The organism is Nonomuraea sp. NPDC050790, assembly GCF_044456745.1.
In the GTDB taxonomy this organism is placed as follows: Bacteria; Actinomycetota; Actinomycetes; order Streptosporangiales; family Streptosporangiaceae; genus Nonomuraea.
Map to the genome: position 1 here is coordinate 1,089,539 of NZ_JBITGF010000003.1, position 25,539 is coordinate 1,115,077.

At 69.9% G+C, this 25,539-nt stretch carries 26 protein-coding genes and 1 pseudogene; 17 read left to right on the forward strand and 10 right to left on the reverse strand.

Annotation, left to right across the window (positions count from 1 at the left end; genetic code table 11):
* Nucleotides 1-45 precede the first annotated feature (45 nt).
* The gene (locus tag ACIBEJ_RS20240) at nucleotides 46-1,065 is read left to right on the forward strand and encodes an EamA family transporter (protein ID WP_397184264.1); all 1,020 of its coding nucleotides are present in this window, start codon (nucleotides 46-48) and stop codon (nucleotides 1,063-1,065) included.
* Here the strand turns inward: ACIBEJ_RS20240 and ACIBEJ_RS20245 are convergent.
* A pseudogene (locus ACIBEJ_RS20245) lies at nucleotides 1,000-2,238 on the reverse strand (aspartate aminotransferase family protein); the annotation flags it as partial. The gene ACIBEJ_RS20240 and the pseudogene ACIBEJ_RS20245 overlap by 66 nt on opposite strands.
* A gap of 106 nt (nucleotides 2,239-2,344) precedes the next feature.
* Between ACIBEJ_RS20245 and ACIBEJ_RS20250 the strand changes: the two are divergent.
* From ACIBEJ_RS20250 to ACIBEJ_RS20270, 5 genes are read left to right on the forward strand one after another with little or no spacing between them, the layout of a single operon-like run.
* Nucleotides 2,345-3,187, forward strand: a complete 843-nt coding sequence (locus ACIBEJ_RS20250; protein ID WP_397184265.1) for a fumarylacetoacetate hydrolase family protein — start codon at nucleotides 2,345-2,347, stop codon at nucleotides 3,185-3,187.
* A 10-nt stretch (nucleotides 3,188-3,197) separates the two neighbouring features.
* On the forward strand, nucleotides 3,198-4,274 hold the full coding sequence (locus ACIBEJ_RS20255; protein ID WP_397184266.1) for a helix-turn-helix transcriptional regulator: 1,077 nt from the start codon (nucleotides 3,198-3,200) through the stop codon (nucleotides 4,272-4,274).
* Nucleotides 4,275-4,290: 16 nt separating this feature from the next.
* Nucleotides 4,291-5,202 carry a BadF/BadG/BcrA/BcrD ATPase family protein gene (locus tag ACIBEJ_RS20260; protein ID WP_397184267.1) on the forward strand — a complete coding sequence of 304 codons (912 nt, stop codon included), beginning with the start codon at nucleotides 4,291-4,293 and terminating at the stop codon, nucleotides 5,200-5,202.
* Nucleotides 5,199-6,530: a hypothetical protein gene (locus tag ACIBEJ_RS20265; RefSeq protein ID WP_397184268.1), complete on the forward strand. Its 1,332-nt coding sequence runs from the start codon at nucleotides 5,199-5,201 to the stop codon at nucleotides 6,528-6,530. Before ACIBEJ_RS20260 ends, ACIBEJ_RS20265 begins: the two co-directional genes overlap by 4 nt.
* Nucleotides 6,527-7,267, forward strand: a complete 741-nt coding sequence (locus tag ACIBEJ_RS20270) for a sugar isomerase domain-containing protein (RefSeq protein WP_397184269.1) — start codon at nucleotides 6,527-6,529, stop codon at nucleotides 7,265-7,267. Before ACIBEJ_RS20265 ends, ACIBEJ_RS20270 begins: the two co-directional genes overlap by 4 nt.
* 10 nt (nucleotides 7,268-7,277) lie before the next feature.
* On the opposite strand, the gene ACIBEJ_RS20275 is transcribed toward ACIBEJ_RS20270, so the two are convergent.
* Nucleotides 7,278-7,679 (reverse strand): type II toxin-antitoxin system VapC family toxin, encoded by a 402-nt coding sequence (locus tag ACIBEJ_RS20275; RefSeq protein ID WP_397184270.1) that lies wholly within the window; start codon nucleotides 7,677-7,679, stop codon nucleotides 7,278-7,280.
* 6 nt (nucleotides 7,680-7,685) lie between these two features.
* Nucleotides 7,686-7,871, reverse strand: a complete 186-nt coding sequence (locus ACIBEJ_RS20280; protein ID WP_397184271.1) for a hypothetical protein — start codon at nucleotides 7,869-7,871, stop codon at nucleotides 7,686-7,688.
* 91 nt (nucleotides 7,872-7,962) lie between these two features.
* Here ACIBEJ_RS20280 and ACIBEJ_RS20285 point away from each other — a divergent pair, with 91 nt between their 5' ends.
* The 5 genes from ACIBEJ_RS20285 (at nucleotide 7,963) to ACIBEJ_RS20305 (ending at nucleotide 11,565) form a co-directional block, all read left to right on the forward strand.
* The gene (locus ACIBEJ_RS20285) at nucleotides 7,963-8,358 is read left to right on the forward strand and encodes a hypothetical protein (protein ID WP_397184272.1); all 396 of its coding nucleotides are present in this window, start codon (nucleotides 7,963-7,965) and stop codon (nucleotides 8,356-8,358) included.
* A gap of 88 nt (nucleotides 8,359-8,446) precedes the next feature.
* A complete protein-coding gene (locus ACIBEJ_RS20290) occupies nucleotides 8,447-8,764 on the forward strand; it encodes an NUDIX domain-containing protein (protein WP_397184273.1) in 318 nt (105 codons plus the stop codon).
* Between the two features lie 40 nt (nucleotides 8,765-8,804).
* Nucleotides 8,805-9,530 (forward strand): VOC family protein, encoded by a 726-nt coding sequence (locus tag ACIBEJ_RS20295; RefSeq protein WP_397184274.1) that lies wholly within the window; start codon nucleotides 8,805-8,807, stop codon nucleotides 9,528-9,530.
* A complete protein-coding gene (locus tag ACIBEJ_RS20300; RefSeq protein ID WP_397184275.1) occupies nucleotides 9,530-10,936 on the forward strand; it encodes an AAA family ATPase in 1,407 nt (468 codons plus the stop codon). Before ACIBEJ_RS20295 ends, ACIBEJ_RS20300 begins: the two co-directional genes overlap by 1 nt.
* Nucleotides 10,933-11,565 (forward strand): hypothetical protein, encoded by a 633-nt coding sequence (locus tag ACIBEJ_RS20305; RefSeq protein ID WP_397184276.1) that lies wholly within the window; start codon nucleotides 10,933-10,935, stop codon nucleotides 11,563-11,565. Before ACIBEJ_RS20300 ends, ACIBEJ_RS20305 begins: the two co-directional genes overlap by 4 nt.
* Nucleotides 11,566-11,618: 53 nt before the next feature.
* On the opposite strand, the gene ACIBEJ_RS20310 is transcribed toward ACIBEJ_RS20305, so the two are convergent.
* A complete protein-coding gene (locus ACIBEJ_RS20310) occupies nucleotides 11,619-12,206 on the reverse strand; it encodes a TetR/AcrR family transcriptional regulator (protein ID WP_397184277.1) in 588 nt (195 codons plus the stop codon).
* A gap of 63 nt (nucleotides 12,207-12,269) precedes the next feature.
* Between ACIBEJ_RS20310 and ACIBEJ_RS20315 the strand changes: the two genes are divergently transcribed.
* The 4 genes from ACIBEJ_RS20315 to ACIBEJ_RS20330 all read left to right on the forward strand — a co-directional run bounded on the left by ACIBEJ_RS20315 (nucleotide 12,270) and on the right by ACIBEJ_RS20330 (nucleotide 16,885).
* Nucleotides 12,270-13,460 (forward strand): glycoside hydrolase family 1 protein, encoded by a 1,191-nt coding sequence (locus ACIBEJ_RS20315; RefSeq protein ID WP_397184278.1) that lies wholly within the window; start codon nucleotides 12,270-12,272, stop codon nucleotides 13,458-13,460.
* Nucleotides 13,457-14,869, forward strand: a complete 1,413-nt coding sequence (locus ACIBEJ_RS20320; protein WP_397184279.1) for a family 20 glycosylhydrolase — start codon at nucleotides 13,457-13,459, stop codon at nucleotides 14,867-14,869. Before ACIBEJ_RS20315 ends, ACIBEJ_RS20320 begins: the two co-directional genes overlap by 4 nt.
* Before the next feature lie 5 nt (nucleotides 14,870-14,874).
* The gene (locus ACIBEJ_RS20325; protein ID WP_397184280.1) at nucleotides 14,875-16,098 is read left to right on the forward strand and encodes an MFS transporter; all 1,224 of its coding nucleotides are present in this window, start codon (nucleotides 14,875-14,877) and stop codon (nucleotides 16,096-16,098) included.
* Nucleotides 16,099-16,294: 196 nt separating this feature from the next.
* The gene (locus ACIBEJ_RS20330; RefSeq protein ID WP_397184281.1) at nucleotides 16,295-16,885 is read left to right on the forward strand and encodes a Uma2 family endonuclease; all 591 of its coding nucleotides are present in this window, start codon (nucleotides 16,295-16,297) and stop codon (nucleotides 16,883-16,885) included.
* Between the two features lie 200 nt (nucleotides 16,886-17,085).
* On the opposite strand, the gene ACIBEJ_RS20335 is transcribed toward ACIBEJ_RS20330, so the two are convergent.
* From ACIBEJ_RS20335 to ACIBEJ_RS20360, 6 genes are read right to left on the reverse strand one after another with little or no spacing between them, the layout of a single operon-like run.
* Nucleotides 17,086-18,393 (reverse strand): transcriptional regulator, encoded by a 1,308-nt coding sequence (locus ACIBEJ_RS20335; protein ID WP_397184282.1) that lies wholly within the window; start codon nucleotides 18,391-18,393, stop codon nucleotides 17,086-17,088.
* A 14-nt stretch (nucleotides 18,394-18,407) separates the two neighbouring features.
* Complete coding sequence (locus ACIBEJ_RS20340) at nucleotides 18,408-19,214, reverse strand: amidohydrolase family protein (protein WP_397184283.1); 807 nt, start codon at nucleotides 19,212-19,214, stop codon at nucleotides 18,408-18,410.
* Nucleotides 19,211-19,945 carry an amidohydrolase family protein gene (locus ACIBEJ_RS20345; RefSeq protein WP_397184284.1) on the reverse strand — a complete coding sequence of 245 codons (735 nt, stop codon included), beginning with the start codon at nucleotides 19,943-19,945 and terminating at the stop codon, nucleotides 19,211-19,213. The genes ACIBEJ_RS20340 and ACIBEJ_RS20345 overlap by 4 nt, the downstream gene beginning before the upstream one ends.
* The gene (locus tag ACIBEJ_RS20350; RefSeq protein WP_397184285.1) at nucleotides 19,929-21,494 is read right to left on the reverse strand and encodes a heparinase II/III family protein; all 1,566 of its coding nucleotides are present in this window, start codon (nucleotides 21,492-21,494) and stop codon (nucleotides 19,929-19,931) included. Before ACIBEJ_RS20350 ends, ACIBEJ_RS20345 begins: the two co-directional genes overlap by 17 nt.
* Nucleotides 21,491-22,483 carry a Gfo/Idh/MocA family protein gene (locus ACIBEJ_RS20355; RefSeq protein WP_397184286.1) on the reverse strand — a complete coding sequence of 331 codons (993 nt, stop codon included), beginning with the start codon at nucleotides 22,481-22,483 and terminating at the stop codon, nucleotides 21,491-21,493. The genes ACIBEJ_RS20350 and ACIBEJ_RS20355 overlap by 4 nt, the downstream gene beginning before the upstream one ends.
* Nucleotides 22,467-23,744 carry an ABC transporter substrate-binding protein gene (locus ACIBEJ_RS20360; protein ID WP_397184287.1) on the reverse strand — a complete coding sequence of 426 codons (1,278 nt, stop codon included), beginning with the start codon at nucleotides 23,742-23,744 and terminating at the stop codon, nucleotides 22,467-22,469. Before ACIBEJ_RS20360 ends, ACIBEJ_RS20355 begins: the two co-directional genes overlap by 17 nt.
* 119 nt (nucleotides 23,745-23,863) lie before the next feature.
* Here ACIBEJ_RS20360 and ACIBEJ_RS20365 point away from each other — a divergent pair, with 119 nt between their 5' ends.
* Together ACIBEJ_RS20365 and ACIBEJ_RS20370 are read left to right on the forward strand one after the other, a co-directional pair.
* A complete protein-coding gene (locus ACIBEJ_RS20365) occupies nucleotides 23,864-24,727 on the forward strand; it encodes a carbohydrate ABC transporter permease (RefSeq protein WP_397184288.1) in 864 nt (287 codons plus the stop codon).
* Nucleotides 24,724-25,539 (forward strand): carbohydrate ABC transporter permease, encoded by an 816-nt coding sequence (locus tag ACIBEJ_RS20370; protein WP_397184289.1) that lies wholly within the window; start codon nucleotides 24,724-24,726, stop codon nucleotides 25,537-25,539. The genes ACIBEJ_RS20365 and ACIBEJ_RS20370 overlap by 4 nt, the downstream gene beginning before the upstream one ends.

A 25,539-nucleotide genomic window follows, 5' to 3' on the forward strand; every position in this document is an offset into this window, starting at 1 on the left:
CGCCAGAGCCCGAAATGTCGGTCGGCGGCGCTATTGTCATGAGCTATGCATGCAAACGCCACTGACCGCCGCGCCTCGCTCCTCGTCTGGGGCGCGCTCGCGATCGTCTACGTGGTGTGGGGATCCACCTACCTGGGCATCGGTATCGCGGTCGAGTCCATTCCGCCCATGTTGAGCGGCGCCATGCGGTTCATCACCGCGGCCGTCCTGCTGGGCGGGTTCCTGCTGCTGCGCAAGGGCAGGAGCGCCTTCCGGATGACCGGGCGCGAGTTCTTCGGCGCCGCGGTCGCGGGGCTGCTGCTGCTCACGCTGGGCAACGGCATGCTGGCCGTGGCCGAGCAGTACATCTCGACCGGGCTCGCCGCGCTGCTCGTCGCCTCGGTGCCGTTGTGGCTGGTGGTGTTCCGGTTCGTGGTGCGTGACCGGCCCAAGGTCCTCACGCTCGCGGGCGTGCTGGTGGGTCTGTGCGGCGTGGCGGCGCTCTCGCTGACCGGCGTCGAGGCGGCCGCCACAGGCGGGGTCGTGATCGTGCTGCTGGCCTCGGTGTCGTGGGCGATCGGGTCGTTCATGTCCAGCCGGATCGCCATGCCCGCCAACGCGTTCGCCACCTCCACCGTGGAGATGCTGGTGGGCGGGGTCGGGCTGGCGATTCTCGGCACCGGGCTCGGCGAGCGGCTCGACGTGAGCGCGGTCAGCTCCCGGTCGTGGATGGCGCTGGTGTACCTGATCCTGGTGGGGTCGCTGATCGGGTTCACGGCGTTCTCGTGGTTGCTGGGCAACGCGCCGATCTCGCTCGTCGCCACCTACGCCTACGTCAACCCGGCCGTGGCCGTCGCGCTCGGCGCGGTCGTGCTGGGCGAGGTGATCACGCCCCAGATCATGATCGGCGGCGCCGTCATCCTGGTCGGCGTGGCGCTGGTGATCTCAACCGAGCGGAAGCGAACGCAGCGCCCCGTCGAACGCCTCGACGGTGCGGGCGAGGTCGGCCTCGGTGTGGGCGGTGGACAGGAACCACAGGCCCCTGGGGACCATGTTGACCCCTCGCTCCAGCAGCGCCGCGTGTAGGAGCGCCATCCTGGCGCGGTCCGTGCGGGCGAAGTCGCGATAGTCCCGTACGGCCGGCTCCGTCGTGAAGTACGTCTGGAAGACCGGACCCGGCCCGTCCACCAGCAGCGGCACGCCCGCCTTCGCCGCGACCTCCCCGATGCCCTCCATCAGCGCCCTGCCCCGCGCGTACAGGGTTCCGTAGACCTCCTCGCGCCGCTCGTCCAGGATGCGCAGGGTGGCCTCGGCGGCGGCGATGCCGACGGGCTGGGAGTTGAACGTGCCCGCGTGCGCGACCTTGCCGTCGGAGATGGCGTCCATGACGAAGGCGCGGCCGGCCAGCGCGGAGACCTGCATGCCGCCGGCCATCGCCTTGCCGAAGACCGACAGGTCCGGGGTGACGCCCAGGTACTCCTGCGCGCCGCCGGGGGCCAGGCGGAAGCCAGTGATGATCTCGTCGAAGATCAGCAGGCTGCCGTGCCGGTCGCACAGCTCGCGCACGCCCTCCAGGAAGCCGGGTTCCGGGGCGATGGCGCCGGTGTTGCAGAGCACGGGCTCGCAGACCACGGCGGCGATCTGGCCGGCGTGCGCGGCCATGATCGTGGTCAGGGTGTCCAGGTCGTTCCAGGGGGCGATGACCAGGTCGGCGGCTTCCGGCTGGCCTGCCGTACCGGGGACGGGGACGGGTGCGTCGGCGGGGCCGGCGAGCTCGACGGCGGGGTGGACGCTGTAGAGGACCGGGTCCAGCCAGCCGTGGTAGTGGCCCTCGAACTTGAGGATCTTCCTACGGCCGGTGTGGCCGCGCGCCAGGCGCCAGGCGGCGTGCGCGGCCTCGGAGCCCACGGTGTTGAAGCGGACGCGTTCGGCCGAGGGGATCATCGCGCACAGCCGCTCGGCCACCCTGACCTCGGCGGCGTGCTGGGCGGAGTAGACGATGCCGCGCGCGACCTGCGCGCCGACCGCCTCGACGACCTCCGGCGGGCAGTGCCCCAGCAGGGCGGGGCCCTGGCCGAGGACGTAGTCGACGTACTCGTTGCCGTCCACGTCCCACAGCCGCGAGCCGGCCGCCCGCTCGACGTAGAGGGGCACTCCAGAGGTACGGCGGGCGTCGCTGGAGACGCCTCCCGCGATGTAGCGCCGGGCGGTGGCGTAGAGGTCGCGGCTGGCGTCCAGGGTGCGGCTCATGCCGACCATCAAAGGGGATGCTCACCGCTGACCACCAGCAAGAGGGCAAGATGCGGGTCGTCACCGCAAATTTCGGTGCTTGTGGGTGACCGGCGGGCTTGATGGGGTGGTCGGCATGTTCCTTGGACGCATCCGGCGGAGCGCCGCCGCCCCCGTCGAGCTGGTCGCCCAGCGCGACGGCGCCCTGATCAGCCTGGCCGACCTCGGCACCGACGACCCCGTCGCGCTCCTGGACTCCTACGGCCTCGACCGCCTCACCGAGGAGGTGGCCCGGCGGCGGCCGGTGCTGGACGAGGCCGGGGTGCTGTTCGAGCCGCCGGTGGCCACCTGTACGAAGATCTGCTGCCTGGCGCTCAACTACGCCGCGCACGCCGAGGAGAGCAACATGGAGGTGCCGCCGGAGCCGGTGCTGTTCCTGAAGCCGCCCTCCGCGCTGACCGGGCACAACCAGCCGGTGATCGCGCCCGCCCGCACCCGGCACCTCGAACACGAGGTGGAGCTGGCGGTCGTCATCGGCCGCCGCACCCGCGACTTGCCCGCGGAGCGGTGGAAGGAGGCGGTCGCCGGATACACCGTGATCAACGACATGACCGCGCGCGACCTCCAGCTCGCCAACATCTCCAGGAACGTGCCCTGGGACCAGTCCAAGGGCTTCGACACGTTCGCGCCGGCGGGGCCGTACCTGGCGACCGTGGACGAGGTGCCGGACCCGCAGGCTCTGGAACTGACCCTGGAGGTGGACGGCGAGGTCAGGCAGCGGGCCAACACCAAGCAGATGGTCTTCGGCATCCCGCGGCTCATCGCCGACCTGTCGGACGGGATGACGCTCATGCCCGGCGACCTCATCGCCACCGGGACCATCGCCGGCATCGCCCCGCTCAAGGACGGCGACACCATGCGGGCCACCGTGGAGGGCGTCGGCACGCTCGTCAATACGGTCAAATTTCGGTCCGCCTAAAGTAGGGGGCATGACCTACGCCGTCGCCGCCCTGGTGGACATCGACGACTACATCGCCTCCGAGCAGGCCCGGGGCCTGCCATGGGCGCAGGGCCAGCTCAGGCGGGCCGCGCGGGCCGTGGCGGAGGCGGCGACCTGCCGTCCGGGCGTCACCTGGCGTCCGGAGCCGCCGGAGGAGTGGCTGGTGCTGCTCACCGGCGCGGACCCCGACGCGCTGACGTCCGAGGCGGCGACGCTCGCCGAGGAGGTGCGGGCGCGGATCGTGCGCGAGACCGCCTGGACCGCGACGGTCAGCATCGGGCCGCCGCGTACCGGCCCGCGGGAGGCCGAACGCGAGGCCAGGCGGGCCAACGACTACAAGCTCGTGCTCGGCGGCGACCGCGTGATCACGCTGCCCGCCTTCGACGGCGACCACCCCTCGCCGCCGGTCCGCATCGAGCAGGAACTGACCCGCCGGGTCCGGGCCGGCGACCGCGACGGCGCCGCCGGGCTGCTGGCCGGGTGGATCGACCGGTGCGCCCGCGAACCCGGCGCGGACCCTCGGATCCTGCGCAACTGGCTGATCGGGCAACTGCTGTTCGTGGTGGACGTGGCGGGCCCGGCGCGGCTGGCCGACGGCTCGACCGACTGGGTGGAGGCCAGCGCGCGGCTGCCGATCGAGGACATCGTGACGGTCGGCGACATCCACGAGCGCTCCTACCTGCACATCTGGCTCAAGGAACGGCTCGGCCGGCTGCTCCCCGCCAGCCCGAGGCGCGACATCCTGGCGCTGGCCGAGTCCTACCTGGCCGAGCACTACACCGATCCCGGGCTACGGCTGACGGACGTGGCCTCGGCCGTGTGCGCCAGCCCGTTCTACATCTCGCACCTGTTCGCCGAGGAGCGGCAGACCACGTTTCTGCGGCATCTGACGGGGTTGCGGCTGCGGCACGCGCGGCGGTTGCTGACCAGTTCCGCGTTGCCGGTGGAGGTCGTGGCGGCGCGTACCGGATATCCGAGCACGAAGGCGCTGCGTAGTGCGTTCCGGCGGCATGTGGGGTGTTCGCCGACGGAGTACCGTAGGGCTGGATTTCGGCCCGGACCGTAACTTAGGGTGGGGCGTTATGGACATGGCGATCGACGGCGGACAGACGGGGCTGCGGGTGGCTCTGGCTGTGCGTGGGCAGGTACGCGAGGTCAGGGAACTGGCCGGACTGTCCTACGCCGAGGGGTCGCCGGTCGACGCGGTGCTCGCCCGGGTGGAGGTGCCTGAGGGGGTGGACACCGTCTGCCTCGGGCTCACCACGCTGCTGGACTCGCCTGAGGTGCTGGCCGCGCGGTTGCTGGAGCGGGCGCGGCGGGTGATCGTCACCACCGACGTGGTCACCTCGCACGCGGGGGCCTTTCCCGCCGGTGCCGGTGTGGTGCTGGCCGCGGGGACCGGGGCCATCGCGCTCGGCATCCCGCCTGCGCCCCGGGCGTCCGGGGCTGTGCAGGTGGATGGGTGGGGGTTCCTGTTCGGCGACGCGGGGAGCGGCTTCTGGATCGGGCGGCACGGGCTCGACGCCGCCTACCGGGGCTTTGACGGGCGGGGACCGGCCGGGGCGCTGACGGCGCGGGCGCGCGAGGTCTTCGGAGACCTTGCCACGCTGCCGCACCGCCTCTACCTCGGCTCCGACGCTGTGGCGCGGATCGCCGGGTTCGCCCCGCACGTGTGTGAGCTGGCCGCCGCGGACGCGGTGGCCGGCGAGATCGTGGACTCGGCGGCCACGGAGCTGGCGGGCACCGTGGCCGCCGCCGCACGGCACTTCCCCGGGGAGGTGCCCGTCGCGTGGACCGGGCGGTTGTTGCGGGACGACCGGTTGCGCGCGGGGTTCGAGTCGGCGCTGGCGGACCGGCTGCCGATGGCCCGGATCGGGCCCGCGGCGGGAGACAGCCTCGCCGGCGCCGCCCGCCTGGCCGCCGCCGCCACCGACCTGGGCCCCTACGCGGGGCTGGTCACCGTGCGCGCCCTGACCGCCGAGGCCGCCCGGTGAGAGTGGGATACGGCTTCGCCGAACTGCCCGTCCCCGCCGGGACCCCGCTGGGCGGCTACATCGACCGGCCCGGCCACTCCGCCGGAACGCTCGACCCGCTCCGGGTCGGCGCCGTCACCTGGTTCGACGGCGAACGCCGCTTCGCCCTCGCCGTGGCGGACGTGATCTGCGTCAACGCGGACCTGGCCGAGCACGCCCGCCGCGCCGTACACCGGGACATGCTCGCCACACCCCCACAGGAGGCACACCCGACCGCGGGGGTGGGACAGGCCGTGCGGTCCGGGCAGGCCGCGCACCCGACCTCGGGGAAGGGACAGGCGGCGGGGTGTGAGGTTTGGGTGGCGGCTAGTCATACCCATGCGGGGCCCGAGACCGGGTGCGTGCCTGGTGGCGGGGTCACGCCGGTGCCCTGGTTGGAGCGGGTTTCGGGGGCGGTGCGCGCGGCCGTACGCGGGGCTGTGGAGGGTGAGCGGGCGGCGGACGGGACGGCTCATCGCGGTGAACTGCACGGCGTCGGCGCGGATCGCGGCGACCCCGACGCGGCGCGGACGGTGCCGCTGGACGTGATCGCGGTGTGGGGGGACGACGGGCTGGCCGGGGTGGTCGTGGTGCTTCCGGTGCATCCGACGGTGCTGCCCGCCGGGAATCTGCTGGTCAGTGCGGATCTGACCGGGGCGGTGCGGGCGGCGTTGCGAGCGCGGCTCGGGGAGGGCACGTGGGTGGTGGTGGCCACCGGCGCGGCCGGGAACGTCAGCACGCGCTTCACCCGCCTCGGCCAGGACGCCGCCGAACTGGACCGGCTCGGCGGCCTGGTCGCCGACCGTTGCCTCGAACTGCTGGCCCAGCCCGGTACGCGCGCCTGGACCGGTGCCAGCCGGGTGGGGAACGGCCGCGCCCTTCGCGACCTTCGTCGTGCGCGGTTGGAGGCGGACTTCGGGTCGCTGACCGGCGAGTACGAGCGGGCCGCGGCCCATGGGGACCCGGTGGCGGCCCGGCTGGCGCGCAGCAGGCTGGAAGGCGTGCGTGCGCGGGCTCTCGGTGAAACCGCGGTCACCGATTCCCTCTCCGTGGAGGTGGGCGTGGCCAGGCTGGGCGCGTTGGGGCTGGTCGGGCTGCCTGGCGAGCCGTTCCTTGAGGTCGCGGAGAGCATCCGGGACGGACGCGGCGGGCCGCTGGCCGTGCTCGGCTACGTCAACGGGTACCCGGGCTATCTGCCCACCTCACAGGCTTACGGGCGGGCCGGCTACGAGGTGCTGGCCAGCGCCGTCGCCCCAGGCAGCGCCGAGTCGCTCGCCGAGGCCGCACGACAGCTCTTGGAGGAAGTGTGATCGATCAGGACGCGTACGCGCAGGCCGCCAGATCGGCGGTCGAACGACTGGTGACCAAGGAACGTGCCGCGATCGGCCGCGCCGGGGAAGTGGTCTTCGAGGCGTTGCGGGCGGGGGGCGTGCTGCAGGCGTTCGGCACCGGGCACTCGCGCTCCGTCGCGTTGGAGCTCGTGGGGCGGGCGGGCGGTCTGGTTCCCGCCAACCAGCTCGGCATTCGCGACGTGGCCTATTACGGCGACGCCGTACCCGCTGACATCCTCGACCCCAAGATCGAACGCGAGCCCGGCCTGGCCGCCCGGATCTGGGCGCTCGCCCCCATCCGTCCCGAGGACGTCTTCGTCGTCATCTCGAACTCGGGAGGCAACGCCGCGATCGTGGAGATGGCCCGGCTCGCCGTCGACAACGGGCACCAGGTCATCGCGATCACCTCCCGCGCGCACACCTCCCGCCTCCCCGCCGGACCGCGTCTCGCCGACCTGGCGCACGTCGTCATCGACAACGGCGCCCCGTACGGCGACGCCGCCCTCCCCCTCCCCGACGGCACCACGATCTGCCCGATCTCCAACCTCACCGGGGTGATGGCCGCCCAGATGCTGGTCGCCGAGGTCGTCGGCCACCACCTGGCCGCCGGGATCGTTCCCCCGATCTTCCGCTCTGCCAACACCCCGGGCGGCGACGAGCACAACGCCGCCCTCCTGGAGCGCTACGGCCCGAGAGTCCGCCTCGGCGACGCCTGACCCGCCTCGGTCACGTAGTGATCAGGTCGAGCCCGTGGTGGGTCGCGAAGTCCGCGAAGTCCTTGACGTTCAGGGTGACCAGCGGGAGTCCGTGAGTCAGGCAGCAGGCGGCGATCCACATGTCGTTCACGGGACGCGGCCGGCCCCGCCTGACCGCGGCGGCCGCGAGCGCGCCCCACACCATCGCCACGTCCTCGTCCCCCGGCAGCACGGGTATGGTCGCCAGCCAGGCGGCGAGCGCGTCGCGGTTGCGGGTGCCCCAGTCGCGCAGGTGCATCCATTTGGTCAGCTCGGCCATCGTCACGAACGTGATGACCGGCGTGGTCGCGACCAGCCTGCCCGCCAGCTTCGGCGGAAGGCGGCGCTTGTGGATCAGCGAGGCGGCGTCCGTGTCCAGGACGACCGGCGACATGACCACCTACACCATGTTGGCGTGACGCTCCGCGTATGTGAAGGCCAGGAACTCATCCAGCTCTTCGTCGCTGTCGAAGGTGTCGGCCGCGAGTTCGTCCACGGACCGGATCGGGCGGGCGTGCTTGGCCGCGATCAGCTCGTCGAGCGAACGGTTCGTCCGAGGTGAGCGTTCCGACCGGCTCTCGCTCATCCGCCCCCCTTGCGCCACATGCCGTGCCTCTTCAGCGTACCCCGCTCCCCCGTGCCACCATCGCCCTGATACCGGACGGAGGCCAGACACGATGACCCACGACGTCGACCACGACCTCATCGAGGCCGCGGCACATGTCGCCGCCACCCGCTGCCGTGGCGACAACCACACGATGGCGGCCGCGGCCCGAGCCGGAGACGGCCGGATCATCACCGCCGTGAACGCCTACCACTTCACCGGCGGCCCCTGCGCCGAACTGGTTCTCCTGGGTACGGCTGCCGCCCAGGGCGTGTACGAACTGGACACGATCGTCGCGGTGGGCGACCGGGACCGGGGCGTCGTCCCTCCGTGCGGCCGCTGCCGCCAGGTCCTGTCCGACTACTTCCCCGGGTTGCGGGTCATCGTGGGAAACGGCGACCGTACCCGCGCGGTGCTCATCACCGACCTCCTGCCCGAAACCTACATCTGGGCCGACCACCAGCCCTAGTGACAGGTTGTCACTCCGCGGCGCGCGGCCGTGATCATGCCGCGTGTTGGTTTCCCAGCACAGCCGCGCCCGTGCCGGAAAGGTCGCCATGCCGTACGCACCCACATTCCCGGTGTCCATCAAGGGAGTAGTCATCAGAGATGGCGGGGTTCTACTCCTCCGCAGTGAACGCGATGAACGGGAACTGCCCGGCGGAAGGCTGGAACGCGCAGAGGACCCACCGGCCCGGCTCGCCCAGGAGATCAGCGAGGAGGCCGGCTGGAAGGCGACGGTCGGCCTGTTCGCCGAGGACGAGATCGCTCGATCTTCGACTGGTTCGAACGACTCCGGGAACCCGCGAGATGGGCCCTGCGATGCGTGGCGTGCGAGGCGACCGCGGAAAGAACCTTTCCTCAATGGCGCCTAGGGTCGTCGGCACATCCCGACACGCAAGGAGTCATCCCGCTATGTCCGTCAAAGCGATCCCCGAGGGCTACACCACCGTCACGCCGTGGATCATCTCCCGCGACACGGCCGCGGTCATCGACTACCTCCGCAACGCGTTCGACGCCGAGGAACTGGGCCGGGTGATCGACGCCCGCGGCGTCATCGGACACGCGGAGGTCCGTATCGGTGACGCGATCGTGATGCTGTTCGACGGCGACCCGAGCTGGCCCGCCACCCCGGCCTTCCTCCGCCTGTACGTCGAGGACGCCCGTGCGGTCCACCGCCAGGCGGTCGAGGCAGGAGGCGTGTCCATCTCGGAGGTCACCCACCTGGCATTCGGCGACCTGGTCGGCCGGGTACGCGACCCGTTCGGCAACGTGTGGTGGATCCAGACGCACATCGAGGACGTGACCCCCGAAGAGATGCAACGCCGCTTCACCGACCCGACGTTCACGGCGGCGATGGAGTACATGCAACGCCCAGAAACCGAGATCTTCCCCCGAACCCGACCACCCCAGGCCACCAAGCCCACTCGCAGCCACGATCAACTGCTCGCATCGTGGTCGACGGCTCCGCTGGGGCGCGGCGGGGCAAAGCTGTTACGAAACAAGGAGGCTTTCCACCGCGCGACGCGGGCCGGGGCGAGCGTCAGCACGCGGGAAAGGTCTTGGCATCGCCGTGCCGTACGCGAAGCTGGGAAGAATCCTTCCGCCGCGGCTACGATGGGTCGCGTGGGAAGGCTCTGATGCTTACAAGACTAGAAGTTGACGGGTTCAAAAACCTTCTGAATTTTGAAGTGGACCTTGGCCCTTTCACCTGCATCGCAGGCGTCAACGGCACCGGTAAATCCAACGTCTTCGACGCCATCCAATTTCTCAGCCTTTTGACCGACAGATCGTTGATCGAGGCCGCCCAAGAGGTCCGCGGAGTTCACGGCGAGCGCCTCGGCGACCCCCGCGATCTTTTTTGGAACGGGCATTCCGGCGTCGCACAAAAAATGCGCTTCGCTGCAGAGATGATCGTGCCAGAGAAGGTCGAGGACGATTTCGGCCGCCCCACGAGCCCGTCGATCACCTTTCTCCGCTATGAGTTGGAGCTTGGATATCTCCCACCGGGCGGAATCGAAAAGATCGGCCGCCTGATCCTTCTGGCGGAGAACCTTCGACACATCAAGCTGGGCGACGCCCCCAGCAAACTCCGCTTCAAGCACAGTGCCGCACACTTCCGAAATGCCGTCCTGCATGGCCGGCGCTCCGGCACCGCATTCATCTCCACCAGCAAAGATGCTGACGGGCAGCCGATCATCAGCATCCATCAGGACGGTGGAAGTCGCGGGCAGCCCAAACCCGCCGCGGCCTCCCGTGCTCCCGCGACGGTTGTGAGCACCGTTACCAGCAGCGACGATCCGACCGTTCTCGCCGCCCGGCGAGAAATGCAGTCGTGGCGGCGGCTGGCACTGGAGCCTTCCGCCCTGCGGGCTGGGGATCGATACGTCGACCCACGCCAGATGGACCCAACCGGTCGCCACCTCGCGTCAACCCTCTTTCGCATCGCTTACGAGGACGGCGACCCCGAGCGCGTCTACGCACGAGTCGCCGGACGCCTCGCCGATCTGTCGGGTGTGGATGTGAGAGAACTCCAAGTCGAGCAAGATGACGTACGCGAACTCTTCACGGTGCAACTCGTCGAATCCGGCGGGCTCGCGCTGCCCGCAAGGAGCCTGTCAGAAGGAACGCTCCGCTTTCTCGCCCTGTGCGTTCTGCTGGAGGACCCCACGGTCGAGGGGCTCCTGTGCATGGAAGAGCCGGAGAACGGCATCCATCCCGCCAACGTCAACGCCATGGTCCAACTGGTCACGGACCTGGCCGTTGACGCTCAAGAGGCGCCTGGCCCAGCCAATCCGTTCCGGCAGATCATTGTGAACACCCATTCCCCGGCGGTGGTTCAACTGGTCGACCCTGCGGATCTCCTGTTCGCGGAGGCAGACGTCCGCCGCACACCGGACGGAAGCATGGCGCGTGCCCTGCAACTGCGCCCTCTTGCCGGTTCGTGGCGCGACGAAGGTCCCACGAGTAGAGCCGTTACCAAGGCGGACATTCTCCCCTATCTCACAACGCCGCCCGGAGCTCAAACCACGTTGGACATCATATGATCCTGCGCATCTTGTTTCTTGGTGAAGGAAGCAGCGATAGCGGCATCACGGCCCATATCCGGCGCATAGCACTGGAGGATGGCCACGAAGTGGCCATCACCGACCCCATGGTCGAAAGGCTGCCTCCGTCTCGCCAGAAGACCATCAAGTCGAAACTGGAGGCCATCACAGAGCTCGGCGGACGATACGAGCTTGTAGTCGTCCATCGCGATGCGGACCGAGACGGTCGAGAATCTCGGCTCCATGAGATCGAGGGGGCCGTGACGGCTGTCATGCCCAGCGTGTCGTTCGTCGGTGTGATCCCGATTCGCATGACGGAAGCATGGTTGATGCTTGACGAACACAACCTTCGGATCGTGGCGGGAAATCCCAATGGCAAGATGAACCTGGGGCTGCCCAAGCCCAAGGCGGTCGAGTCGATTCCCGATCCAAAGGCGGTCCTGGCAGAAAAGCTGGCCCTTGCCTCGGGGCTTTCCGGTCGCAAGCTGGATAAATTCAAGAAGCGATTCCCGGAGCATCGGCGTCAACTGCTGGACCGCATTGATCCCACCGGGCCCATTTGCGGCGTCTCCTCGTGGCAGGACTTCAACCAGGACATGCGCTCCGGACTACGGAAGGCTTCGAGCTAGGCACTCCCTGCCGACGGCGCCCGCTCACCTACGTGCGCGGGAACCGAGGAGCGTCAGGACGCTCGTAGGGCTGCGAGCAGTACCCGATGCAGGGCTTCGAGGTCGGCGGCCATGTCGATCTCCGGTTCCAGGAGCCACTGGATCTGCAGCCCGTCAGCCGCCGCGAGCAGCAGCCGCGCCGCCCGCGCGCTGTCGACAGCGGGGGGCGGGCCGTCCGGCGGCTGGGCGCGGGCGAGGGATTCGGCGGTGTCGTGGCGGAAGCGCTCGTAGCGTTCGGCGAAGTAGTCGTGTCCGGGATGCTCCGGTTCGGCGGCGGCCGCCGCGATGTCGAGGAACAGCTTGACCAGCCCCGGCGTGGAGACGCTGTCGGCCAGCATCGCCGCTCCGGATGCGGGGTTGGCCAGCACGTCGCCGTACTTCTCCCGGGTGAGCGTGTCGCGGGCCTGGAGCACGGCGGTCAGCAGGCTCTCGCGGTTGCCGAAGTGGTGCAGGACTCCGGCGTCGGTCATGCCGACGCGTTTGGCGACGTCGCGGACCGAGACCTTCCGGCTGCCGGCCTCGGCGTAGATCTCCAGGGCGGCGCGGAGGATCAGCTCGCGTTTGGCCGAGGTCTTGGCGTAGGGCCCACGTGGTGCGCTCACGCCGGAATTCTAGCGAGGCCAAACCCTTGAGCCTCAAGGTTTCTATGGCTACGCTCAGGCGGCATGCCTCACACCCTCCCGAACGGCTTCCTGTGGGGAGCCTCGACCTCCGCCCACCAGACCGAGGGCGGCAACACCAACAGCGACTGGTGGTCGATGGAGCAAGCCTCCACCGGCGCCGGACACATCAAGGAGCCCAGCGGCGACGCCTGCGACAGCTACCACCGCTGGCGCGAGGACATGGACCTGCTGGCCGGGCTCGGTTTCACCGACTACCGCTTCAGCATCGAGTGGGCCAGGATCGAGCCGGCGCCGGGGGAGTTCTCGCGCGCCGCGCTCCAGCACTACCGCCGCATGGTCGAGGGCGCCCTGGAACGCGGGCTGCGGCCCATGGTGACCCTGCACCACTTCAGCAACCCGCGATGGTTCCGGTGGAGCGCCGCCGACGCGGCCGAAGTGTTCGCCCGCTACGTCCGGGCGGCGGCGACGGTGTACGGCGAGGGCGTCGAGCACGTGTGCACCATCAACGAGCCCAACATGATCGCCACCATGGCGGGCTTCATCCAGTTGCTGGAGCAGGGCGGCGCGTTGCCGGAGGCGGGGCTGCCCGAGCCGGATCACGCCGTCGCCGACGTACTCGTGGAGGCGCACGGCCGCGCCGTACAGGAAGTGAAGTCGTGTGCGCCGCACGTGCGGGCAGGCTGGTCGGTCGCCAACCAGGTCTACCAGCCGCTGCCCGGCGCAGAAGAGGTCGCCGCCGCCTACTCGCGCCCGCGCGAGGACATCTACCTGGAGGCGGCGGCCGGTGACGACTGGCTCGGCGTGCAGTCCTACACCCGCACCCGGATCGGCCCCGACGGCCCGCTGCCCGTGCCGGACGGAGCGCCGCGCACGCAGACGGGCTGGGAGTTCTACCCGGCCGCGCTCGGCCAGGCGCTGCGCCACACCGCCGCGCTGGTTCCCGGCGTGCCGCTGATCGTGACCGAGAACGGCATCGCCACCGCCGACGACGCCGAGCGCGTTGCGTACATCACCGGCGCGCTGTCCGGAATGGCCCAGGCGATGGCCGACGGCGTGGACGTGCGCGGCTACTTCCACTGGAGCGCGCTCGACAACTACGAGTGGGGCAGCTACGCCCCCACCTTCGGCCTCATCCACGTCGACCGCGAGACCTTCGCCCGCACGCCGAAACCGTCGGCGTCGTGGCTCGGCGAGATCGGGCGCACCCGCGCCGTGCCGGAGGTCACCCCGTGACCCGCATCGTCAGCCAGGACCCGTCCCTGGAACCCGTGGCGGAGGTCCTGACCACGCTCCTCCAGCCCCACCCGCCGCTCGCCGCCGACCTACTGCTGACGCTCGGCGAAGTCACCCTTTCTCCAGGTACGGCCGGCGAAGACGAATGCCACCGCATCACCACCACCCCCAGCACGATCACCTGCCAGGCCCGCACCCCGCAGGCCGTCTTCCGCGCCGCCCTGCGAACCGCCCTCTACGGCACCCAGGGCCTCGGCGTAGTCGAAGGCGGTCCCCGGTACGGCTGGCGCGGCCTGATGATCGACACCGCCCGCCACTTCTGGACCGTGCCAGAGCTGGAGCGGATCGTCGACCTCGCGGCCGTCCACCGGCTCAACGTGCTCCACCTGCACCTGACCGACAACGAGGGATGGCGGATCGAGATCCCCGGCCTGCCTCGCCTGACCGCGGACGGCCCGCACTACACCGTCGCGGAATTCGGGCGGCTGCAACGCTACGCGGCGGACCGGCACGTGGTGATCGTCCCGGAGATCGACCTGCCGGGGCACTGCGCCGCCGCGGTCCGGGCGCACCCGGAGCTGGGCACCGTCCAGACCGCCCTGGGGCCGATGAGCATCTCCGCGTTCGACGCACGCGACCCCGCCACCCGCGCCTTCATCACGCACGTGCTGACCGAACTGTGCCGGATGACCGACGGCCCTTACGTCCACTTCGGCGGCGACGAAGCCTTCGGCCTGGACGAACAGCTCTTCGGCCAGGCCGTCACCCTGGCCCGGGACGTCATCCGCTCGGGCGGCAAATCGCCGCTGGGCTGGCAGGAGTCGGTCCGCGCGGGCCTGGAACCCGGCGGGATCGCCCAGTGGTGGATCGACCCGTCCATGATCGACCTTCCCGCCGATGTCGCCCTCCGGCCCGAGCTGGCCGCGCGGGGCCTGACCAACGAGCTGCTCGCCGAGCTGGCCGAGGGTTTCGCGCCCACCGCCGGAGACCTGGGGCGCATCCTCGCCTCGGGCGGGCGCGTCCTGCTCTCGCCCCAGACCCACCTCTACTTCGACCGTCCGTACGACCTCGCGATCGTCCCCCCGGAGCAGCGGGAGACGGCCGCCAGGCTGGGCTTCATCTACGAGCCCCGCACCGTCCGCCACTTCGCCGCCTGGGACCCCACCGCGTACGGCCTCGACACCGCGAACGTGGCGGGAGTGGAGGCGGCGCTGTGGAGTGAGACGCTGCGCGGCTTCGACGACCTCACCTTCCTGCTCCTCCCCCGCCTGGCCACCATCGCCGAAACCGCCTGGAACGGCCGCCCGTCCGCCTGGCCGCAGCAGCACGACCACCTGCGCGCCAGCGGCCGCATCTGGCAACAGCGCGGTCTGACCTTCCTGCGTACGACCGAAGTGACCTGGGAGTGACCGCGATGACAACCGCCCAGGACTCCGGGACGCGGCGCCTGTTCGCGACCATCCCCTTCGCCAGCGCCGCCGCACCCCTCGCGTACGCGGTGGCCGCGTACTACCTGCCCCTGCAGATCCAGGCCATCGACGAAACCGCCAAGATCCAGAACCTCAGCCTCGTCCAGTCGCTCAGCGCCCTGGCCGCGATGGTCGCCCAGCCCCTGGTCGGCATCCTGTCCGACCGCACCCGGACCCGGCACGGCGCCAGAACCCCCTGGATGCTGGCGGGCGCCCTGCTCGGCGCCGTCGCCATGGCCGCCGCGGGCCTGTCGACGACCGTCGCCCACCTGGTGGTGGCCATGATGGTCCTGCAGTTCGGCTTCAACGCCTTCCAGGGACCGCTCTCCTCGATCCTGCCCGACCGCATCCCCGTCCCGCGCCGTGGCCGCTTCTCCACCCTCATCGGCCTCGGCACGGTCCTGGCCGCGCTGCTCGGCCCCCTGCTGGCATCCGTCTTCGCCACGCGCATCCCGCTCGGCTACGTCAGCCTCGCCGGCCTCGTCCTGCTGGTCATCGTCGCCTTCATCGCCCTCAACCCCGACCGCGACAACCGCGGCGAACCCCGCCAACCCCTGTCTGCCGTGACCCTGGCGCAGGCCTTCTGGGTCAACCCCGTGCGCCATCCCGACTTCTTCTGGGCCTTCCTCGGACGGATCCTGATCTTCGGCGGCTTCGCCATGACCAACACCTTCCAGATGTACATCGCCCAGGACTACATCGGGCTCGGCCGCGAGGAGGCCGCCCAGCTCGTCCCCCTGATCGGCGCGGCGGGACTGCCCGGCTTCCTGCTCGCCATCTCGATCGCCGGACCACTGTCCGACCGGACCGGCAGACGCAAACCCCTCGTGCTGGCCGGCGGCCTCGTCATCGCCGCCTCGGCACTCGTCCCGCTGCTGTGGGCGACCGTACCCGGCCTGATCGTCTCCGCCGTGGTGCTGACCATCGGCTTCGGCATCTTCATGGCCGTCGACGTGGCACTGGTCTCGCAGGTGCTGCCGGACGCCTCCGCCTACGCCAAGGACCTCGGTGTCATCAACATCGCCGCCACCCTGCCCACCACCGTCGCGCCTGTCGCGGCGGGCGCGATCGTCACGGCCTTCGGGGGGTACGGCGCGCTCTACCTCGCTGTTGCCGTCATCGCCGGGGTCGGAGCGCTGGCCGTGATCCCGATCCGGAGCGTGCGCTGACACCTTCACCATCGACCTCATCCGAACGCCACCCCTCGCCCGAACACACAAGCCGCCCGCCGAAGGCCCTCGCTCACGATCGAGCGAGGCGAGGTTCCGGCTTGGCCCGATGGCTGCCCGTCCTCCGTGGCTAACATTCGGGATGAGCCGCAGGAAGACGGGGATCAGACCTCGCGGCCCAGCCAGAGGAGGCTCTGTGCGCGTTGCTCGCGACTGGCAGGTCGGTCCCTGCACCGTCGAAGACCTGAGTGATCAGGAACGCTTTGACCCCGAGGCGGGAATCTGGGAGATGGTGGAGGGCTGGCCGGCGATGTCCCTGTGGCACCGCGCCTCCCACAGCTACCTGCTCGATAACCTCAGTGCCGCCCTGCGCGATGCCGTGCGTACGGCCGGCCTCGATGCCAAGGTGGGCAACTATCGAGTCGCCGTCCCAGACAGCAGACGCAACAGTCGTATCCCCGATCTCGTGATCCTGGACGGTGCGGCGGCAAGGGAGGCCCGTGACACCAATGCGCTCACGGTCACGGGAGACGACGTGCTGCTTGCCGTGGAGGTGGTGTCTGCCGAAGACGCTGCCAGGGATCATGTCGAGAAGGTCCGTGATTACGCCCGAGCAGGCATCGGCCATTACTGGATCGTCGACCTCGACCCCACGCCCGGCATCACCTTGCTCAGGTTGGAGGGTGACAGTTACACGCTGGCAGACAAGGTGGAAGGCGATGTGGACCTATCCGTGACCGAACCCTTGCCCGTCACGCTCAATCCACACACCTTGGCCAACGACTAGACCCTCGCGACGAGCCGGTATCGCAGGCGAGCAGCTACTGGGGTGCCGCCTCACGTAACGCGCAAGCCGCGCCGAAGGCGCGCACGGTCGAAACGCCCGAGCGGAGCGAGGTCCTTTGGTCGGGGCGGGATCCAACTGGCTGACCACTTAGCCGGGCAACGGGTGGGACCCAGAAAGACGCCCGACCGAAGGGAGGACCTTTAAGGGCGCACCAACCGGTACGGCTGGCGTGGCCGTCCCGCTTGGGAGCCCTTCACCGGCGGCATAGGCCAAGCCAGCCCCTCCTCCGCCAGACTCTGCAGAACGCGACGTGCCGACCGGGGCGCCACAGCCAGGACGTCGGCCACGATCTCCGCGTCCACCACCAACGCCTCCGGCCCGTCGCCCAGCCCCGCGATCAGCCGTTCCAGCAGCTTGCCCCCCTTGGTAGCGGTAACAGGCTCATTCTCCGTCCGTCGCCGCTGCCGTAGAGGCAGTGACAGCACCGTCCCATCCCCACTGACCATGTAGGCCGCCGCCGCCCCCGCGTTCCTGGCCTTCTCCACAGCCACCAACGCGTTCGCGTCAGCGTCCCTGGCCGTGGTCCCCAGCCCGATCCCCACCTCAACCGGCACCCCGGCGACCGACCGGATCCGGTCCATGAACGGCGCCACCCGAAACCCGTCAGTCGCCTGAGCGAGAGCACCGACGGTAGCCGTCACCACGTAGGCGTTCTCGTCACGCGGCACCACGGTGGCCCCCATGACCCGGGCGTCGGCCAGCAACGACTGGTGAAGGGAGAGCTTGAGCTCCTGCTGCCAGTAGTTCCCCGGCCCCGAATAGCTGGGCCGGGCGGAAGCGGCCAGCTCGACCACGGCGATGGCGATCTGGGCCTCTTCGAGCCGACTGCCCGTGCCCAGCAACGCGGCCGTGTTCAGCGCCAGCCGTAGCGTGTGGGAGGTCGGCCGCATGCGCAGCACAGGAACACCGGCAGCCCCCAACGCCTTGGCCACACTTCTCACCGTGGTCAGCGCGGCGGTGGTCGCCCCTTTCCGGTACAGCGCCTCGTGAAAGCCGCCGAACCCACGCGCGGACTCCGGCTGGTCGTATTCCGAAAGGTGCACCCCGGCCGTACTGACCCCGATCTCCCCGTACGCCTCCTCGACGTCCGCGGTGGGCAGCGAGTCGATGCTGACGCGAGCCGGATCGATCCCGTCGGCGAGCACCCCGCGCAACAACGCCGCGTACAGGCTGGCCCCGCTCATGGGGACGAACGTCGCGGGCATGGGCAGTTCGCCCGCCTGCCGGGCGAGGTCGTACTGGAGCGGCCCGGTGAACAGCGCCACGTCGATGCTGTCGGCGATCCTGGAGAACTTCTCGTACGTCTCGTGCTCTCCGGCCAGCGGCGCGCCCACCAGCCGCCAGTCCGCGGCGGCGGGCAGGTCGGCGCCGATCATCATGATCTGCTCGACCAGGTCCGGCGGCCCGACGACCCCGATGGCCACCCTCGACCGTGTCTCGGATCGCAACCGATCCATGATCGTTATCTCTCCAGTCCGGATCGCCACTGCAGGAGTCGCGTCATCGTCCCGCCGAGGACCGCCGCACGGTCCGCCTCGGCGAGGCCACTGAAGATTACCCGGCCGAGCGACATGCGAAGATCGATGAACGGGAAGTCGGAGCCGTAGACCACCCGGTCCGCGCCGACCTCCGACACCATTCTGACGATGTCGGGCCCGCTGTTGAAGGAGCCGCAGACTTCCAGCACGATCCCGGGCCGCCGCTGGGCCGCCTCGATGGCGAGGTCGAAGCCGAGCGGCGTCGCTCCGGCGTGCCCGGCCAGGATGGTCGCCCGCGGATGCCGGACGGCCACCTCCTCCACCTGCGCGAGATCGTTGTACGGCGAGCCGTCGTAGCTGTGCGTCAGCACCGGGCACCCGGTCCGCTGCGCGAACTCCCACACCGGCGCGTACCTCCGCCCGGTGAGCGGATAGTCGTGCAGGTCAGGGTGGAGCTTGATGCCGCCGAAGCTCGGGTCGTCCCCCCACCGGTCGATCTCCCCGGCCGGGTCCTGCCAGGGGTTGACGGTCAGGTACCCGGTAAACCGGTCGGGCGCCCCCCGCACGATCTCGGCGGTCCGCTCGTTGCCCTCGGCGGCGTCGAGCTGGATGGCGAGGTGGCTGGACAGCACGGCGTGGGCGACCCCGCAGCGGTCCATGACCCGTACCATCGCCTCGGGCCCGGCGTCCGGAATGAAGAACAGGCTGTACGGCCCGGCGTGCGCGTGCGCGTCCACGATCCGCGCGCCTGTCTGCGGACGGCGGCTCCACACGGCGGTCTCGATGCTCACGCGGCCCTCGCTTCCTGACGCAGCAGGCCCAGCACGTTGCCGGAGCCGATGGTGGCCACGCTCTCGTCGTCCAGTTCCGACCACAGCAGCCGGGTGACGCTCTCCGCGGGGTCCCGCAGGGGGGCGCCGGTGCCGAAGACGAGGCGGCGCGGGCCGTACCTCTCGACGAGCCATTCGAGGCCGCAGTGGGAGGAGAGGTTGGCCAGCCCGAGATGGACGTTGGGGGTGCGGGCGAGCACGCCCGCGGCCTGCCTGAGCAGGCGGTACCCGAGGCCGCCCACCACGACGGCGAGGCCGGGGCGGGCGGCGGCGATCGCCTCGACGGCGGGCCAGCCGATCTGCGGCGCGTCGAGCAGCAGCGGCAGCCCGGCCTCGGCGAGCGCGTCGAGGAGGCGGGCGGTGTCCTTGCCCGCGAGGTTGTAGCCGTGGTCGGCGGGGTAGGCGCGGACGGCGGCCACGCCGTGGTCGAGCGCGGAGGTGACGAAGTTCGCGCTCTCGCCGCAGGTGTCGGGCAGCATGACCCAGCAGGGGCGCAGCCTGGGCTGGCCGTCCGTCAGCGCGAGGATCTTGAGGTTGCCCTGGTGGGGGTCGTGCAACCAGGACCAACTGTGGCTCACCAGCGCCTCGGCGATGCCGAAGCGGTCCATCCTGGCCAGCGCCTGCGTGACCGTGCCCTGGCCGACGTCCCTGCGGGGGTGCCGGCCGAGCATCGCGTCAGCGTCGATCAGCATGAACCGTCCATCCGTCGGGGAGCGTGGGGGGCTGGTCGCGGAAGGGGAAGAGGCCGACGGTGAACCTGCCGTCGGCGCGGCGCAGGCCCAGCGTGTGGATCTCGCCGTACTCGGCGGTCCTGGCCTCGGGGTCGGGGATGCGCGCGGGACCGTTCCCGTGCAGGACCTCGTCGGGCTCTTGCAGGGGTACGGCGAGCAGCCCGGGCCCCTTCTCCGTCACGAACCCGTCCCCGTGGCGGCGCCAGGGCGACAGGCCGTGGAGCTGCCAGATCGCCTCGGTGCCGATCCGGTCGGTGATCACCCAGTAGCCGGGGTCGGGCACGAAGACGATGCGCCGGTCGTGGCGCTGTTCGTAGCCGTGGTGATGTCCCTCGAAGACCTGCTTATCCGGAAAAATCAGGAACTGGTCGCAGGCGGCCCGCCGATCCTCCACGTACTCCCGCCCCGGCACCAGCAGCGTGTTGTGCGCCCTGGTCGCCTGGTACCAGTCGTAGTAGCCGGGGTCGTCGTACGAGGGCGGCCCGCCGCCCTCCCACGCCAGCGGCACCCCCCACCCCTCGATCACGAAGTCGAGCGCCGCGTGGTGGCTGTGCGGCTCCAGCTCGTGCCCGACGTAGGGGCCGTAGTTGATCACCGTGTGGAAGCCGCCGCCGCGCATGACCGCGTATCCGCTGGCCTCCAGGTTGACCGGCCCGGTCGCCGGCGCGATGCCGACCGGCCAGACCACGCCGCTGTCCTGCAAGTGCGGCACCCAGCCGCCCGAGGTCATGAGCGCGGCCAGCCAGTCGTGCATGAGCGGGTAGCGCGGGTGGGCGGCCAGCGAAGGCTCGACGGCGGCGGCCCGCTTGAGCGCGTCCAGGCACATGCCGTGGTAGCCGGGCGAGCGCTCGTGGTGGCCGCCGTCGGCGCGTACGTCGCGCTCCAGGTGCTCGTGGATGCGGGCCAGCGCCACCTCCGCCCAGGACTCGGCCTCGGGCAGGTCGGCGAAGACGCGGGCCAGGTGCAGGAGCTCGCAGACGTTCGCGAACTGCCAGTTGCCGTGGCGGAACGCGTCGTGCTCCTCGGCCGACCAGCGCGCGCCGCCGATGACGGTCTTCAGCATGTCCCTGCGGCACCGCTCGCCCAGGGCGTCGCCGAAGACGTGCAGCGCGTGGGTGAGGTACATGCCCCGGGCGCACACGCCGAGCGAGTACCAGACCACGTCCAGGCCGGGCCAGTCGCCCTCGACCCGGTCGCGGTCGGCGTACCACTGCAGGAACAGGCGTTCCCAGGTGTCGGCGTAGCGCTGCTCGCCGGTCTCGGCGTAGGCGGCGATCAGCGGGGTCATCCAGCGCAGGTAGTGGAAACCGTACAGGCGCGAGCGACCGTGGCCCTTGTCGAGGAAGTCGACCTCGATGCCGATCAGGTCGTCGGCGCCGTCCGCGGGCATGCCCGCCGGGACGGGGTCACGCCATCTCCAGGTACGGCCCAGCGCGGGCAGCTCCTCGTCGGGGATGTGGCGCATCCTGGTCGGGTGGACGTGCGGCGGCTTCTCCACGTAGGCGCTCATGCGAGCCTCACCGGCAGCCCGGATCGGGCGGACTCGTGCGCGGCGGCCAGCACGGCGGTCACGTCCCGCGAGCTCTCGACGCTGATCAGCGGTTGTGTCCCGGTGCGGGCGCAGTCGACGAAGTGGTGGATGGCGTCGCGGTAGGCCCCGGCGGGCACGCCGTGGACGACCCGTTGGAGCATGTTGCGCGGGTAGGCGTAGCCCTTGGCGGTGGCGAGCTGGATGTTCTCCTTCTGCCGGTCGAGCTGGATGACGCCGTCCTCGCCGACGACGGTGACGTAGCTGTCGACCATGGTCGGGAAGGTGTTCGGGTAGATCCATGCCGATTCGAAGGTGGCGATCGCGCCCCGGCTGAAGCGGGCCTGGATCTGCATGGCGTCGGGGGTCTCGATGCCCATGCCGCGCAGCTTGCCGTGGCGGGCGGTGGCGAAGACCTCGACCACGCGGTCGTCGTAGAGCCAGCTCACCAGGTCGATGTCGTGGCTGGACAGAAACCAGGCGCAGCTCGTCTGGTCGGCCCAGCGGATCATCTCGGTGGGCACGTGAATGGTGTCGTCCTTGCGGGCGTAGGCCACGACCGGCTCGCCGAGCAGCCCCATCTGCTCCTTGGCCTGGGCGTAGGCGGGCACCCAGCGGTGGTTGAACAGGCACATCGCGATCACGCCCGCCTCGCGGATGGCGGCGACGGCGCGGTCGGCGTCGGCGACGGTCGTGGTGAAGGGCTTCTCGACCAGGATGTGCAGCCCGGCCCGCGCGGCGGCGACCATCATGTCGGCGTGCAGGTGGTCGGGGGTGGTGATCGAGACGGCGTCGACCGTGCCGGAGGCGATCAGGTCGCGGTAGTCGGAGTAGACGGCCGCCTCCCCCAGCGGGCCGCGGGAGACCGCGGTGAGCTCGACGTCCGGGTGCGCGGTGAGCACCTCGGCGTGGCCCCTGCCCATGATCCCGGCGCCGATGATCCCTACTCTGAGCTTAGGCAAGTGCGTCATTCCATCGCTTCTCTGCAGTGTCGAGCGCTTCCTTCGCGCTCTTGGTACCCGTGAGGAAGGCCCTCACCTCTTCGGAGATCAGCTCGCCGAGTTCGGCGTCCTTGGTGGTGCCGATCGGGGTGTACTTGAGCCGCGGCAGCCCCTTCACGATCACGCTCCTGGCCACGGCCATGGGGTCGGCGCCGGAGACGTCGGTGAAGAAGGCGTCCTTGGTCGAGGAGACCGTCGAGGGGTAGATCGGCACGATCTTGCAGAAGGCGAGCTGGTTGGCGCCGTTGGTGAAGTACTTGATGAACTCCGCGGCGGCCTTCTTGTTCGTGGACGCCTTGGGGATGGAGAACGCCTGCTGGGCCAGCAGCAGGTTGCCGCCGGTGCTCATCTGGACCGGCGGCGTCACGAGCAGGTCCGTGTAGACGTCGGGCGCGTTCTTCTGCACGTTGAGCAGTTCGGCGGCGTTGGCGTGCGCCTTGAAGGCGACCTGGCCGTTCTCCAGCGTCTGCGGGAGGTTGCGGATGTCCTTGGAGACGGCGCCGGGCGCGATGCCCTTGGCCTCGTAGCTCTTCTTGAACCGCTCCAGCACCTCGACGGCCTGCGGCGTGTTGAACGCGGCCTTCTTCTTGTCGGGGCTGAGCAGCTCGATGCCGTAGTAGCGCAGCGCGTTGTGGTCGGGGATGGCGTTGAAGCCGTTGACCTTGGTCTTGTCGAAGACCTTGTCGGCCAGCGCGAGCGCCTCGTCGTAGCTGGCCGGAGGCTTGGCGGGGTCGAAGCCCACCTTGTCCATGACCGACTTGCGGTACATGGCGACGGGCGCGCCGCCGTTGTACCACGGCACGGCGTAGAGCTTCCCTCCGGTACGCAACGGCTCGACGAGGTTCGGCTGGAAGTCGGCGAGGTCCTGCTGCGCGAAGTAGGCGTCGAGCGGTTCGAGTGACGGCGTGAAGCGGCCCAGCTCGATCGAGCTGACGTTGACCGCGTCGGGCACCTCGCCGCTGGCCACGGCCGCCAGCAGCTTCGTCGCGCTCTCCTGTCCGGGCACGTCGACCCACTTCACCGTGACCTTGGGGTGCCGCTTCTGGTAGTCGGCGATCAGGCCGTTGATGTAGTCGCTGTAGTTCTTCTTCAGGTTGATCGTCCAGAACTCGACCTCGCCCTCGAAGGGCTGGTCGTTGCCGCCTTCCGCGGCTCCAGAGGTTCCGGCGACGCAGCCGGTGGCGAGGAGGGAGAACGCGAGCGCCGCTACTAAGAAGCTCTTGCTTGACATGTGGCCGTCCTTAATCGCTACTTTCGGCACAATGACAGGACGTGCTCTTGCCGTCAATCCCCGCGCTATGTACGCTGCAGAAAATTCTGGCCCGCCGTTATCCATCTTTAGGACTACCAATGCCCGGACAGCGGTGGTACACCCCCTACCTCTTCGCCCTCCCGGCCCTGGTCTTGTTCGGGGTCTTCTTCGTCTGGCCCGCGGTCACCGCGATCCAGTTGTCGTTCATGCAGTACGACGTGGTCTCGCCACCGGCGTTCGTCGGGCTGGACAACTTCGCCCGCCTGCTCGGCGACGAGAAGTTCTGGACCGCCACGCTCAACTCGGTCATGTTCCTGATCGGGCTGTTCCCGCTGCTGGTCGTGCTGCCGTTGCTGCTGGCCGTACTCGTGAACCAGAAGCTGCCGGGGATCAGGACCTTCCGGATGCTCTACTACCTGCCGGTGGTCACCTCGATGGTCGCGGTGGCCGTGGCCTGGGAGTACGTCTTCAACCAGCAGGGCGTGCTCAACTGGATCCTCACCGGCGCCGGACTGCTGGACCAGCCGATCCAGTACCTGCTCGACCCGTTCTGGGCGCTGCCCGCGCTCATCCTGGTCGAGGGCTGGAAGAGCATGGGCTTCTACATGATGATCTACCTCGCGGGGCTCCAGACCATCGACACCTCGCTCTACGAGGCGGCCCGCGTCGACGGCGCCACCGCCTGGGACCGGCTGCGGCGCATCACCGTGCCGCTCATGATCCCTTACATCGCCGTCGCGTTCACGATGGAGATGCTCGACGCGATGCAGGCGTTCACCTCGGTCTACGTGATGACCAGGGGCGGGCCGCAGGACGCGACGCTGACCCTCGGCTACTACATCTGGTCGGCCGGATTCGAGCACTACGAGATGGGCTACGCCAGCGCGATCGGCCTCGTGCTCTGGGTGGTCATGATCGCGATGGCGATGCTCAACCACCGCCTCACCAGGGGGAAGTCGTGAGAACACGCAACATCGGGATGTACGTCCTGCTCGTCGCGATCGCCCTGGTCTTCGTCGGCCCGTTCCTCATCCTGCTCTCGTCGGGGCTGAAACCGGCCGACCAGGCGGTCTTCGCCTTCCCGCCGGACATCGTGCCCCGGCCGCCGGTCCTGGACTGGGTGAAGGAGGCGTGGACGGCGATCCCGTTCCCGCGCTACCTGCTCAACTCGGTCGTCTACGTGGGGGCGATGGTGCCGGCGTACGTGCTGGTGTCGGCGCTGTGCGCGTACCCGCTGGCGCGGCTGCGCTTCCGCGGGCGGAACCTGATCTTCCTGGCGATCCTGTCCACGATGTTCCTGCCGGGCGAGGTCATGCTCATCCCGCGCTTCCTCGTGGTCTCGCAGCTCGGCATGGCCGACACCTATGCCGGGGTGATCCTGCCCGGCCTGCTGTCGGCGTTCGGGATCTTCCTGCTCCGGCAGACGTTCGCCGGGGTGCCGCGCGAGATCGTGGACGCCGCGCGCACCGACGGCTGCCACGAGCTGCGCATCTTCTGGCACGTGATGCTGCCCGCGGCCCGGCCGACGCTGGCCATCCTCGCCATCTTCGGCTTCATCTCGGTGTGGAACAGCTTCATCTGGCCGCTGGTCGTGCTCAAGGACTCGGCGAAGTACCCGATCGCGCTCGGGATCGCCTACCTGGCCGGGATCACCGGCACCGACGTCAGGACCCTGGCCGCCGGGACCATCATCTCGATCATCCCGGTGGTCGTCGTTTTCATGCTCATGCAACGCCACGTCCTCGAAGGCATGCGAGGCGCAGTGAAAGGCTGA

Bases quoted from the DNA above. Each gene is read 5' to 3' on its own strand.
- ACIBEJ_RS20345 (WP_397184284.1), bottom strand. From the start codon at position 19,945: ATGCTGATCGACGCTGACGCGATGCTCGGCCGGCACCCCCGCAGGGAC.
- ACIBEJ_RS20360 (WP_397184287.1), bottom strand. From the start codon at position 23,744: ATGTCAAGCAAGAGCTTCTTAGTAGCGGCGCTCGCGTTCTCCCTCCTC.
- ACIBEJ_RS20300 (WP_397184275.1), top strand. From the start codon at position 9,530: ATGCTTACAAGACTAGAAGTTGACGGGTTCAAAAACCTTCTGAATTTT.
- ACIBEJ_RS20350 (WP_397184285.1), bottom strand. From the start codon at position 21,494: ATGAGCGCCTACGTGGAGAAGCCGCCGCACGTCCACCCGACCAGGATG.
- ACIBEJ_RS20325 (WP_397184280.1), top strand. From the start codon at position 14,875: ATGACAACCGCCCAGGACTCCGGGACGCGGCGCCTGTTCGCGACCATC.
- ACIBEJ_RS20355 (WP_397184286.1), bottom strand. From the start codon at position 22,483: ATGACGCACTTGCCTAAGCTCAGAGTAGGGATCATCGGCGCCGGGATC.
- ACIBEJ_RS20290 (WP_397184273.1), top strand. From the start codon at position 8,447: ATGCCGTACGCACCCACATTCCCGGTGTCCATCAAGGGAGTAGTCATC.
- ACIBEJ_RS20305 (WP_397184276.1), top strand. From the start codon at position 10,933: ATGATCCTGCGCATCTTGTTTCTTGGTGAAGGAAGCAGCGATAGCGGC.
- ACIBEJ_RS20280 (WP_397184271.1), bottom strand. From the start codon at position 7,871: ATGAGCGAGAGCCGGTCGGAACGCTCACCTCGGACGAACCGTTCGCTC.
- ACIBEJ_RS20275 (WP_397184270.1), bottom strand. From the start codon at position 7,679: ATGTCGCCGGTCGTCCTGGACACGGACGCCGCCTCGCTGATCCACAAG.
- ACIBEJ_RS20255 (WP_397184266.1), top strand. From the start codon at position 3,198: ATGACCTACGCCGTCGCCGCCCTGGTGGACATCGACGACTACATCGCC.
- ACIBEJ_RS20295 (WP_397184274.1), top strand. From the start codon at position 8,805: ATGTCCGTCAAAGCGATCCCCGAGGGCTACACCACCGTCACGCCGTGG.
- ACIBEJ_RS20250 (WP_397184265.1), top strand. From the start codon at position 2,345: ATGTTCCTTGGACGCATCCGGCGGAGCGCCGCCGCCCCCGTCGAGCTG.
- ACIBEJ_RS20260 (WP_397184267.1), top strand. From the start codon at position 4,291: ATGGACATGGCGATCGACGGCGGACAGACGGGGCTGCGGGTGGCTCTG.
- ACIBEJ_RS20365 (WP_397184288.1), top strand. From the start codon at position 23,864: ATGCCCGGACAGCGGTGGTACACCCCCTACCTCTTCGCCCTCCCGGCC.
- ACIBEJ_RS20315 (WP_397184278.1), top strand. From the start codon at position 12,270: ATGCCTCACACCCTCCCGAACGGCTTCCTGTGGGGAGCCTCGACCTCC.
- ACIBEJ_RS20240 (WP_397184264.1), top strand. From the start codon at position 46: ATGCATGCAAACGCCACTGACCGCCGCGCCTCGCTCCTCGTCTGGGGC.
- ACIBEJ_RS20285 (WP_397184272.1), top strand. From the start codon at position 7,963: ATGACCCACGACGTCGACCACGACCTCATCGAGGCCGCGGCACATGTC.